Source organism: Pseudomonas sp. Marseille-Q5299 (assembly GCF_943737035.1).
Classification (GTDB): domain Bacteria; phylum Pseudomonadota; class Gammaproteobacteria; order Pseudomonadales; family Pseudomonadaceae; genus Aquipseudomonas; species Aquipseudomonas putida_E.
Window position 1 is genome coordinate 1 of sequence record NZ_CALSFR010000006.1, and the last position, 11,345, is coordinate 11,345.

The 11,345-nt window shown below is 55.7% G+C and carries 5 protein-coding genes, 2 tRNA genes and 3 rRNA genes; 9 read left to right on the forward strand and 1 reads right to left on the reverse strand.

The window, feature by feature from the left end; translation table 11 throughout:
• Positions 1 to 215 precede the first annotated feature (215 nt).
• The 8 genes from NGJ21_RS17255 to NGJ21_RS17290 all read left to right on the forward strand — a co-directional run bounded on the left by NGJ21_RS17255 (position 216) and on the right by NGJ21_RS17290 (position 9,087).
• Positions 216 to 1,752: ribosomal RNA gene (locus tag NGJ21_RS17255) — 16S ribosomal RNA — on the forward strand.
• An 86-nt stretch (positions 1,753 to 1,838) separates the two neighbouring features.
• Positions 1,839 to 1,915, forward strand: a tRNA-Ile gene (locus tag NGJ21_RS17260).
• A gap of 24 nt (positions 1,916 to 1,939) precedes the next feature.
• Positions 1,940 to 2,015 (forward strand) — tRNA-Ala (locus NGJ21_RS17265).
• A gap of 236 nt (positions 2,016 to 2,251) precedes the next feature.
• A 23S ribosomal RNA gene (locus NGJ21_RS17270) occupies positions 2,252 to 5,143 on the forward strand.
• Between the two features lie 131 nt (positions 5,144 to 5,274).
• Positions 5,275 to 5,390, forward strand: a 5S ribosomal RNA gene (gene rrf, locus NGJ21_RS17275).
• Together the 16S, 23S and 5S rRNA genes with 2 tRNA genes alongside form the textbook arrangement of a ribosomal RNA operon.
• Positions 5,391 to 5,524: 134 nt before the next feature.
• Positions 5,525 to 6,184: a paraquat-inducible protein A gene (locus NGJ21_RS17280; RefSeq protein WP_125923355.1), complete on the forward strand. Its 660-nt coding sequence runs from the start codon at positions 5,525 to 5,527 to the stop codon at positions 6,182 to 6,184.
• Positions 6,171 to 6,794 carry a paraquat-inducible protein A gene (locus tag NGJ21_RS17285; RefSeq protein ID WP_046784656.1) on the forward strand — a complete coding sequence of 208 codons (624 nt, stop codon included), beginning with the start codon at positions 6,171 to 6,173 and terminating at the stop codon, positions 6,792 to 6,794. The genes NGJ21_RS17280 and NGJ21_RS17285 overlap by 14 nt, the downstream gene beginning before the upstream one ends.
• The gene (locus tag NGJ21_RS17290) at positions 6,787 to 9,087 is read left to right on the forward strand and encodes a PqiB family protein (protein ID WP_046784655.1); all 2,301 of its coding nucleotides are present in this window, start codon (positions 6,787 to 6,789) and stop codon (positions 9,085 to 9,087) included. Before NGJ21_RS17285 ends, NGJ21_RS17290 begins: the two co-directional genes overlap by 8 nt.
• Positions 9,088 to 9,226: 139 nt before the next feature.
• On the opposite strand, the gene rpsT is transcribed toward NGJ21_RS17290, so the two are convergent.
• On the reverse strand, positions 9,227 to 9,505 hold the full coding sequence (rpsT, locus tag NGJ21_RS17295; protein ID WP_003247625.1) for a 30S ribosomal protein S20: 279 nt from the start codon (positions 9,503 to 9,505) through the stop codon (positions 9,227 to 9,229).
• Positions 9,506 to 9,755: 250 nt separating this feature from the next.
• Between rpsT and murJ the strand changes: the two genes are divergently transcribed.
• Entirely contained in the window at positions 9,756 to 11,294 is a 1,539-nt protein-coding gene (gene murJ, locus NGJ21_RS17300) for a murein biosynthesis integral membrane protein MurJ (protein WP_125923356.1), read from the forward strand.
• Positions 11,295 to 11,345: the final 51 nt, after the last annotated feature.

Genomic DNA, 11,345 nt, shown 5'->3' on the forward strand with positions numbered 1-11,345 from the left:
TGAGGAAAGCGTAGAATGCGCGCCTCGGTTGAGACGAAAAGCTCTTAACCAAACGCTCTTTAACAAATCGAATCAAGCAATTCGTGTGGGTGCTTGTGAGTACGGACTGATAGTCAGAAAGATTATCAGCATCACAAGTGACCATGCGAGAAATCACATAGTCATTTGAGATTGCTGAGCCAAGTTTAGGGTTTCTTAAAAACCCAAGCAGTATTGAACTGAAGAGTTTGATCATGGCTCAGATTGAACGCTGGCGGCAGGCCTAACACATGCAAGTCGAGCGGATGACGGGAGCTTGCTCCTTGATTCAGCGGCGGACGGGTGAGTAATGCCTAGGAATCTGCCTGGTAGTGGGGGACAACGTTTCGAAAGGAACGCTAATACCGCATACGTCCTACGGGAGAAAGCAGGGGACCTTCGGGCCTTGCGCTATCAGATGAGCCTAGGTCGGATTAGCTAGTTGGTGGGGTAATGGCTCACCAAGGCGACGATCCGTAACTGGTCTGAGAGGATGATCAGTCACACTGGAACTGAGACACGGTCCAGACTCCTACGGGAGGCAGCAGTGGGGAATATTGGACAATGGGCGAAAGCCTGATCCAGCCATGCCGCGTGTGTGAAGAAGGTCTTCGGATTGTAAAGCACTTTAAGTTGGGAGGAAGGGCATTAACCTAATACGTTAGTGTTTTGACGTTACCGACAGAATAAGCACCGGCTAACTCTGTGCCAGCAGCCGCGGTAATACAGAGGGTGCAAGCGTTAATCGGAATTACTGGGCGTAAAGCGCGCGTAGGTGGTTTGTTAAGTTGGATGTGAAAGCCCCGGGCTCAACCTGGGAACTGCATCCAAAACTGGCAAGCTAGAGTACGGTAGAGGGTGGTGGAATTTCCTGTGTAGCGGTGAAATGCGTAGATATAGGAAGGAACACCAGTGGCGAAGGCGACCACCTGGACTGATACTGACACTGAGGTGCGAAAGCGTGGGGAGCAAACAGGATTAGATACCCTGGTAGTCCACGCCGTAAACGATGTCAACTAGCCGTTGGAATCCTTGAGATTTTAGTGGCGCAGCTAACGCATTAAGTTGACCGCCTGGGGAGTACGGCCGCAAGGTTAAAACTCAAATGAATTGACGGGGGCCCGCACAAGCGGTGGAGCATGTGGTTTAATTCGAAGCAACGCGAAGAACCTTACCAGGCCTTGACATGCAGAGAACTTTCCAGAGATGGATTGGTGCCTTCGGGAACTCTGACACAGGTGCTGCATGGCTGTCGTCAGCTCGTGTCGTGAGATGTTGGGTTAAGTCCCGTAACGAGCGCAACCCTTGTCCTTAGTTACCAGCACGTTATGGTGGGCACTCTAAGGAGACTGCCGGTGACAAACCGGAGGAAGGTGGGGATGACGTCAAGTCATCATGGCCCTTACGGCCTGGGCTACACACGTGCTACAATGGTCGGTACAGAGGGTTGCCAAGCCGCGAGGTGGAGCTAATCTCACAAAACCGATCGTAGTCCGGATCGCAGTCTGCAACTCGACTGCGTGAAGTCGGAATCGCTAGTAATCGCGAATCAGAATGTCGCGGTGAATACGTTCCCGGGCCTTGTACACACCGCCCGTCACACCATGGGAGTGGGTTGCACCAGAAGTAGCTAGTCTAACCTTCGGGAGGACGGTTACCACGGTGTGATTCATGACTGGGGTGAAGTCGTAACAAGGTAGCCGTAGGGGAACCTGCGGCTGGATCACCTCCTTAATCGACGACATCAGCCTGCTGATGAGCTCCCACACGAATTGCTTGATTCTTTGTATAAAGACGATGCTGTAACGCGACCCTGTTATAGGTCTGTAGCTCAGTTGGTTAGAGCGCACCCCTGATAAGGGTGAGGTCGGCAGTTCAAATCTGCCCAGACCTACCATTACATGGTTCAGCCGTAGAATACGGGGCCATAGCTCAGCTGGGAGAGCGCCTGCCTTGCACGCAGGAGGTCAGCGGTTCGATCCCGCTTGGCTCCACCACTTTTGCAGTAACTTGTCAGAACTTAGAAATGAACATTCGGCTTGAATGTTGATTTCTGGCTTTTGTCAGATCGTTCTTTAAAAATTCGGATATGTGATAGAAATAGACTGAACACCAGTTTCACTGCTGGTGGATCAGGCTAAGGTAAAATTTGTGAGTTCTGCTCGAAAGAGCAACATGCGAATTTTCGGCGAATGTCGTCTTCACAGTATAACCAGATTGCTTGGGGTTATATGGTCAAGTGAAGAAGCGCATACGGTGGATGCCTTGGCAGTCAGAGGCGATGAAAGACGTGGTAGCCTGCGATAAGCTTTGGGGAGTCGGCAAACAGACTGTGATCCAGAGATCTCTGAATGGGGGAACCCACTCAGCATAAGCTGAGTATCTTGTACTGAATACATAGGTGCAAGAGGCGAACCAGGGGAACTGAAACATCTAAGTACCCTGAGGAAAAGAAATCAACCGAGATTCCCTTAGTAGTGGCGAGCGAACGGGGACCAGCCCTTAAGTTGGTTTGAGATTAGTGGAACGCTCTGGAAAGTGCGGCCATAGTGGGTGATAGCCCCGTACACGAAAATCTCTTATCAATGAAATCGAGTAGGACGGAGCACGAGAAACTTTGTCTGAACATGGGGGGACCATCCTCCAAGGCTAAATACTACTGACTGACCGATAGTGAACCAGTACCGTGAGGGAAAGGCGAAAAGAACCCCGGAGAGGGGAGTGAAATAGATCCTGAAACCGTATGCGTACAAGCAGTGGGAGCCTACTTTGTTAGGTGACTGCGTACCTTTTGTATAATGGGTCAGCGACTTATATTCAGTGGCGAGCTTAACCGAATAGGGGAGGCGTAGCGAAAGCGAGTCTTAATAGGGCGTTTAGTCGCTGGGTATAGACCCGAAACCGGGCGATCTATCCATGGGCAGGTTGAAGGTTAGGTAACACTGACTGGAGGACCGAACCGACTACCGTTGAAAAGTTAGCGGATGACCTGTGGATCGGAGTGAAAGGCTAATCAAGCTCGGAGATAGCTGGTTCTCCTCGAAAGCTATTTAGGTAGCGCCTCATGTATCACTGTAGGGGGTAGAGCACTGTTTCGGCTAGGGGGTCATCCCGACTTACCAAACCGATGCAAACTCCGAATACCTACAAGTGCCGAGCATGGGAGACACACGGCGGGTGCTAACGTCCGTCGTGAAAAGGGAAACAACCCAGACCGTCAGCTAAGGTCCCAAAGTCATGGTTAAGTGGGAAACGATGTGGGAAGGCTTAGACAGCTAGGAGGTTGGCTTAGAAGCAGCCACCCTTTAAAGAAAGCGTAATAGCTCACTAGTCGAGTCGGCCTGCGCGGAAGATGTAACGGGGCTCAAACCATGCACCGAAGCTACGGGTATCACCTTTGGTGATGCGGTAGAGGAGCGTTCTGTAAGCCTGTGAAGGTGAGTTGAGAAGCTTGCTGGAGGTATCAGAAGTGCGAATGCTGACATGAGTAACGACAATGCGAGTGAAAAACTCGCACGCCGAAAGACCAAGGTTTCCTGCGCAACGTTAATCGACGCAGGGTTAGTCGGTCCCTAAGGCGAGGCTGAAAAGCGTAGTCGATGGAAAACAGGTTAATATTCCTGTACTTCCAGTTATTGCGATGGAGGGACGGAGAAGGCTAGGCCAGCTTGGCGTTGGTTGTCCAAGTTTAAGGTGGTAGGCTGAGATCTTAGGCAAATCCGGGATCTCAAAGCCGAGAGCTGATGACGAGTTGCCTTTAGGCGACGAAGTGGTTGATGCCATGCTTCCAAGAAAAGCTCCTAAGCTTCAGATAACTGGGAACCGTACCCCAAACCGACACAGGTGGTTAGGTAGAGAATACCAAGGCGCTTGAGAGAACTCGGGTGAAGGAACTAGGCAAAATGGCACCGTAACTTCGGGAGAAGGTGCGCCGGTGAGGGTGAAGGACTTGCTCCGTAAGCTCATGCCGGTCGAAGATACCAGGCCGCTGCGACTGTTTATTAAAAACACAGCACTCTGCAAACACGAAAGTGGACGTATAGGGTGTGACGCCTGCCCGGTGCCGGAAGGTTAATTGATGGGGTTAGCGCAAGCGAAGCTCTTGATCGAAGCCCCGGTAAACGGCGGCCGTAACTATAACGGTCCTAAGGTAGCGAAATTCCTTGTCGGGTAAGTTCCGACCTGCACGAATGGCGTAACGATGGCGGCGCTGTCTCCACCCGAGACTCAGTGAAATTGAAATCGCTGTGAAGATGCAGTGTATCCGCGGCTAGACGGAAAGACCCCGTGAACCTTTACTATAGCTTTGCACTGGACTTTGAATTTGCTTGTGTAGGATAGGTGGGAGGCTTTGAAGTGGGGACGCCAGTTCTCATGGAGCCATCCTTGAAATACCACCCTGGCAACTTTGAGGTTCTAACTCAGGTCCGTTATCCGGATCGAGGACAGTGTATGGTGGGTAGTTTGACTGGGGCGGTCTCCTCCCAAAGAGTAACGGAGGAGTACGAAGGTGCGCTCAGACCGGTCGGAAATCGGTCGTAGAGTATAAAGGCAAAAGCGCGCTTGACTGCGAGACAAACACGTCGAGCAGGTACGAAAGTAGGTCTTAGTGATCCGGTGGTTCTGTATGGAAGGGCCATCGCTCAACGGATAAAAGGTACTCCGGGGATAACAGGCTGATACCGCCCAAGAGTTCATATCGACGGCGGTGTTTGGCACCTCGATGTCGGCTCATCACATCCTGGGGCTGAAGCCGGTCCCAAGGGTATGGCTGTTCGCCATTTAAAGTGGTACGCGAGCTGGGTTTAGAACGTCGTGAGACAGTTCGGTCCCTATCTGCCGTGGACGTTTGAGATTTGAGAGGGGCTGCTCCTAGTACGAGAGGACCGGAGTGGACGAACCTCTGGTGTTCCGGTTGTCACGCCAGTGGCATTGCCGGGTAGCTATGTTCGGAAGAGATAACCGCTGAAAGCATCTAAGCGGGAAACTTGCCTCAAGATGAGATCTCACTGGGATCTTGAATCCCCTAAAGGGCCGTCGAAGACTACGACGTTGATAGGTTGGGTGTGTAAGCGCTGTGAGGCGTTGAGCTAACCAATACTAATTGCCCGTGAGGCTTGACCATATAACACCCAAGCAATTTGCTTCTGCAGATTGTGGTGGTGAAGACGAAAGAACCGAAAGTTCGCAACATCACAACTATCGCATATCCGAATTCGCTGGGCTGTCCATCTGGACATTCTGGCTACAGAATTTCTTGACGACCATAGAGCATTGGAACCACCTGATCCCATCCCGAACTCAGTAGTGAAACGATGCATCGCCGATGGTAGTGTGGGGTTTCCCCATGTGAGAGTAGGTCATCGTCAAGATTCATTTCGCAAAACCCCTATCTGCGCGAGCAGGTAGGGGTTTTGTCTTTCCAGCTCCGTTTCCCGAAAGTCGGCTCCCACATTTCGAGCTGTATCACTAGAATAGAGCCGACCTACCTATTCAGAACCTCGAGATGCCCAACCCAGTCGAAACCCAAGCGCTAGAGCAGTTGCCGCTTGACGAGCTGGTCGCGTGCCATGAATGCGACCTGCTGATGCGCAAGCCCCAACTGCAACACGATGAAAAGGCGCAGTGCCCCCGCTGTGGTTATGAGCTATACGCTCACCGGCACAATGTGGTCAATCGCAGCCTGGCACTGGTGCTGACCGCGCTGCTGCTCTTCGTGCCTGCCAACTTCCTGCCAATCATGCAGCTGCACCTGCTTGGCCAGACTTCAGACGATACGGTGTGGAGTGGCGTGCTGGGCTTGTACAACTCCGAAATGCGCGGTGTCGCTGTCGTGGTGTTCCTGTGCAGCATGGCGGTTCCGTTTCTCAAGCTGATGTGCCAGCTCATGGTGCTATTGAGCATCCGCCTTAACGTTGGGCGTAGTTATGGGCTGCTGTTCTATCGCATTTATCACCATTTGCGTGACTGGGGCATGCTCGAGGTCTACTTCATGGGCGTACTGGTCGCAATCGTGAAACTGGTCGACCTTGCCGAGCTGACCGTAGGGCTAGGGTTGTTTTGCTTCATAAGCCTGTTGCTGATTCAGGTTTGGCTTGAAGTGGTGATGTCTCCACACCAGATCTGGAGTGCGCTGTCAGGGGAGGATCTGCATGCGGGCGATTGATGCGGGCATTATGGTCTGCAATGAGTGTCATGAACTGAATCGACAGGATTCCGAGAGCAAGTCGCAGACCTGCACGCGCTGTGGCGCGATTGTGCATGCACGTCGGCCCAACAGTATCGTCCGTACCTGGGCGCTACTCATCGCTGCCTCGATCCTGTACATACCTGCCAACGTGCTGCCGATCATGACTGTCAGTACATTGGGGCAGGGCAGCCCGGACACGATCATGTCCGGCGTCATTACCCTGCTCAAGCATGGCATGTTGCCCATTGCCGCAGTGGTGTTCATTGCAAGTATTCTGGTGCCCACCTTCAAACTGGTGGGCATCGGTTTGTTGTTGTATTCGGTGCAGCGCCGCCAACCCTTGTCAGCGCGGCAACGCATCTTGATGTATCGGTTCATCGAGTTCATAGGACGCTGGTCCATGCTGGACATCTTCGTCATCGCCATCTTGGTGGCGGTGGTGAATTTCGGCCGTATCGCCAGTGTCGAAGCCAACCTGGGCGCTGTCGCCTTCGCTACTGTGGTGATTCTCACGATGCTCGCTGCTTTAACTTTCGATCCCCGACTGATTTGGGATAACACGGAGTCGGATGACGACCATGAGTGACATGCCAACGGCTAAAACCCGGCCCGCCTCCAACTGGTCGGCCATCTGGATTCTGCCGCTGATCGCTTTGATGATTGGAGGGTGGCTGGCCTGGCAGGCCTACCGTGATGCGGGTGTGGAAATCGAGGTTCGTTTCGAGAGCGGTGAGGGCATCGTCGCCAACAAAACCGAAGTCATCTACAAAGGCATGCCCGTGGGCAAGGTAAAAAGCCTGGTGCTCGATGCCGAGGGCGAAAACCAAGGTGTCATTGCCACTATCGAGATGAACAAAGACGCAGAGCCTCACCTTACCAAAGGGACACGGTTCTGGCTGGTCAAGCCCAGTGTCACGCTGGCGGGTATCTCGGGTCTCGAGACATTGGTGTCAGGGAATTACATTGCCGTCAGCCCTGGCGAGGGTGAGCGAACCAAGCGCTTCAAGGCATTGAAGGTGGCGCCACCGCTTTCGGACAGCGAACCGGGCCTGCACCTTACGCTCAAGGCCGATCGCTTGGGCTCGCTCAACCGCGATAGCCCTGTGTTCTACAAGCAGATCCAGGTTGGCCGGGTAAAGAGCTATCGCCTTTCCGAGGACCAGAGCACGGTCGAGGTCAAAGTCTTCATCGAGCCGGCTTATGCCAGCCTGGTGCGCAAACACACGCGCTTCTGGAATGCCAGCGGCATCAGCATCGATGCCGGGCTGTCCGGGGTAAAAGTACGCAGCGAATCCCTCTCCAGCATCGTTGCCGGTGGTATCGCCTTTGCTACACCGGAATACCGCAAGGATAGCCCGCCCACCGACCCGAGCCTGCCATTCCGCTTGTACGAAGATTTCGATGCCGCCCAGGCGGGTATCCGTGTGAAGGTCAAGCTGAGCGACTATGAGGGACTGCAGGCGGGGCGCACCCCGGTCATGTACAAAGGCATTCAAGTCGGCTCGCTGAAAGCCCTGAAGATGGAAAACAACCTTGGCAGCGCCATGGCTGAGCTGACCCTGGACCCCCTGACCGAAGACTATCTGGTCGATGGCACGCAGTTCTGGGTGGTCAAACCTTCCATTTCTCTGGCGGGTATCACAGGCCTGGAGGCCTTGGTGAAGGGTAACTACATTGCCATTCGCCCGGGTGAGAAGGGGGCCACGCCGCAGCGCGAGTTCGAAGCAAGGGCCAAGGCACCGCCGCTGGACCTCAAGGCGCCTGGCCTGCACATGGTGCTGTTCGCCGATACGCTGGGCTCGTTGGAGGTCGGTAGCCCGGTGATGTATCGCCAGGTCAAGGTTGGTAGCGTGCAGAGCTACCAGTTCGCCCGCAACAGCAATCGCATCCTGATCGGTGTGCACATCGAAAAGGAGTACGAGAACCTGGTCAATGGCTCTTCGCGTTTCTGGAACGTCAGCGGCATTACCCTCACCGGTGGCCTGTCGGGCATCAAGATAAAGAGTGAGTCGCTGCAGACCCTGATGGCCGGTGGCATCGCCTTCGACACGCCAACGCCGAACGTAGCCCTCAAGCGCCATATTCCAAGGTTCCGGCTGCACGACAGCCAGGAGGCGGTAAACCGTGCCGGCACGCTGATAACCATCCGTGTAGACCGTGCAGATGGCCTCAAGCCGGGAACGCCCATCCGTTTCCGTGGCCTGGATGTTGGTAGTGTCGAGAGTGTCGACCTGACCAAAGACCTGCAGGCTGTGCTGCTGCGCGCGCGTATCACCGAAGCGGCAGACCGCATCGCCCGTGCAGGGACGCAGTTCTGGGTGGTCAAGCCGGCCCTTGGCCTTGTGCGTACAGAAAACCTCGATACCCTGATTGGCGGCCAGTACCTGGAGGTGCAGCCCGCTGTTAAGGACAAAGGCCCGCAGCGTGATTTCATAGCCTTGGCTGACGCGCCTGAGGTAACCGGGGTGGAAGTCGGCTTGCCATTGACCCTCAGCGCCCCGCGCAGGGGGTCGATCAAGCCGGGCGTGCCGGTGACCTACCGTGAGGTCGCGGTGGGTAAGGTAACGGGCTTCGAGTTGGGCCAGACGGCAGACCGCGTGCTGATTCACATCCTGATCGAGCCACGCTATGCCGCGCTGGTGCGCGGTGGCAGCCGGTTCTGGAACAGCAGCGGTTTCGGTTTCGACTGGGGCTTGTTCAAGGGCGCCACTGTGCGTACCGAGTCGCTGGAGACCCTCATCGACGGTGGTATTGCATTCGCCACGCCTGATGGCGAGCAGATGGGTAACCCGGCGCGGCCGCAGCAGACCTTTGCCTTGTTCGACAAGCCTGAGGACGCCTGGCTGCAGTGGGCACCGAAGATCCAGATCGCCAAGTAATGCAGGGGCCGCTATGCGGCCCTATCGCTTTTGTGGGGCCCGGCTTGCCGGCGATGAGGCCGTAACTGGCAACACAAGCATCATCAAATCGCAGGCAATAAAAAACCGACCCTAAGGTCGGTTTTTCGACAAGCGTCGCTTAGGCAGCTGCAGCTTCTTTCAGCGCCTTGATGTGGCCATTCAGACGGCCTTTGTGGCGAGCAGCTTTGTTCTTGTGGATGATACCCTTGTCGGCCATACGGTCGATTACAGGTACAGCCAGAACGTAAGCGGCTTGCGCTTTTTCGGCGTCTTTTGCGTCGATGGCTTTGACTACATTCTTGATGTAGGTGCGGACCATGGAACGCAGGCTGGCGTTGTGGCTGCGACGCTTCTCAGCCTGTTTTGCACGTTTCTTGGCGGAAGGTGTGTTGGCCACCGTCGAGCTCCTCGAAAGACTTTAGGTAAATAGCAAACAAAATAGGCCGCGAATCATGCCGATCAGTTGACCGGATGTCAAGGCCACCTGCAGGGTTCCGCCGAGCGGTGTACCAACAGGAGGGAAATATTCCTTTCTGCTGCACGACCTGTAAACTCGGGAATTTTTGGCTCCCCTGCGAAGGCGCGGGAGTATCGCACATTCGGACGCTGTCTGGCAGCGTCCTCTGCCCTTGGCGTGAATCTTTTCGATGAACCTGCTCAAATCCCTGGCTGCAGTCAGCTCCATCACCATGATTTCCCGGGTGCTGGGGTTCGTGCGTGACACCATCCTGGCCCGTGTTTTCGGCGCCGGCATCGCTACCGACGCCTTTTTCATCGCCTTCAAGTTGCCCAACCTGCTGCGGCGGATTTTTGCCGAGGGGGCCTTCTCCCAAGCGTTCGTGCCGATCCTTGCCGAATACAAGACCCAGCAGGGCGAGGAGGCGACGCGCACTTTCATCGCCTATATCAGCGGCCTGCTGACGCTGGTCCTGGCCCTGGTCACGGTGATTGGCGTGCTTGCGGCACCCTGGGTGGTCTGGGCCACCGCGCCCGGTTTTGCGGACGATGCCGAGAAATACCAGCTGACCACCGACCTGCTGCGGGTGACCTTTCCTTATATATTGCTGATCTCACTGTCGTCCCTGGCCGGTGCGATCCTCAATACCTGGAACCGTTTCTCGGTCCCGGCCTTCACGCCGACCCTGCTCAACGTGGCGATGATCATCTTCGCCCTGCTGCTCACGCCGTATTTCGACCCGCCCATCATGGCACTGGCCTGGGGCGTGCTGGCCGGAGGCCTGGCGCAGTTGCTGTACCAGCTGCCGGCACTGAAAAAAATCGGCATGCTCGTGCTGCCGCGCCTGAACCTGCGTGACTCCGGCGTGTGGCGCGTGCTCAAGCAGATGTTGCCGGCCATTCTCGGCGTTTCGGTCAGCCAGATTTCGCTGATCATCAACACCATCTTCGCCTCCTTCCTGGTGGCCGGCTCGGTGTCCTGGATGTACTACGCCGACCGCCTCATGGAGTTGCCCTCGGGCGTGCTTGGCGTTGCCCTGGGTACCATCCTGCTGCCGACGTTGGCCAAGACCTACGCCAACAAGGACCGCGAGGAGTATTCGCGGATCCTCGACTGGGGCCTGCGCCTGTGCTTCCTGCTGGTGCTGCCCTGCACGCTGGCCCTGGCGATACTCGCCGAGCCGCTGACCGTTGCATTGTTTCAGTACGGCAAGTTCAGCGCCTTCGATGCGGCGATGACCCAGCAGGCACTGATCGCCTATTCGGTAGGCCTGTTGGCGATCATTCTGGTCAAGGTACTGGCACCGGGCTTCTATGCGCAGCAGAATATTCGTACGCCCGTGCGGATCGCGATCTTCACCCTCATCTGCACTCAGCTGTTCAACCTGGCCCTGGTCGGCCCACTGCAGCACGCCGGCCTGGCCTTGGCGATCAGCCTGGGTGCCTGCCTGAATGCGGGCCTGCTGTTCTGGAAGCTGCGCAGCCAGCAGCTGTTCCAGCCGCAGCCGGGCTGGACGCTGTTCCTGCTCAAGCTGGTGCTGGCAGTAGCGCTGATGGTGGCCGTACTGCTGGTGGGCATGCACTACCTGCCGGCGTGGGAGCAAGGCAACATGTTCGAGCGTTTCGTGCGCCTTGGGGCGTTGATCGCGGCCGGTATCGTGACCTATTTCGGTTGCCTTTACCTGTGCGGCTTCAGGCCCCGGCACTTCGCCCGCAAGGCCCTGCACTGAGCTGGAAGGCGGGTCAGGCGTCGGTTTTTCGTTTTCCACGCTGCACCCGGG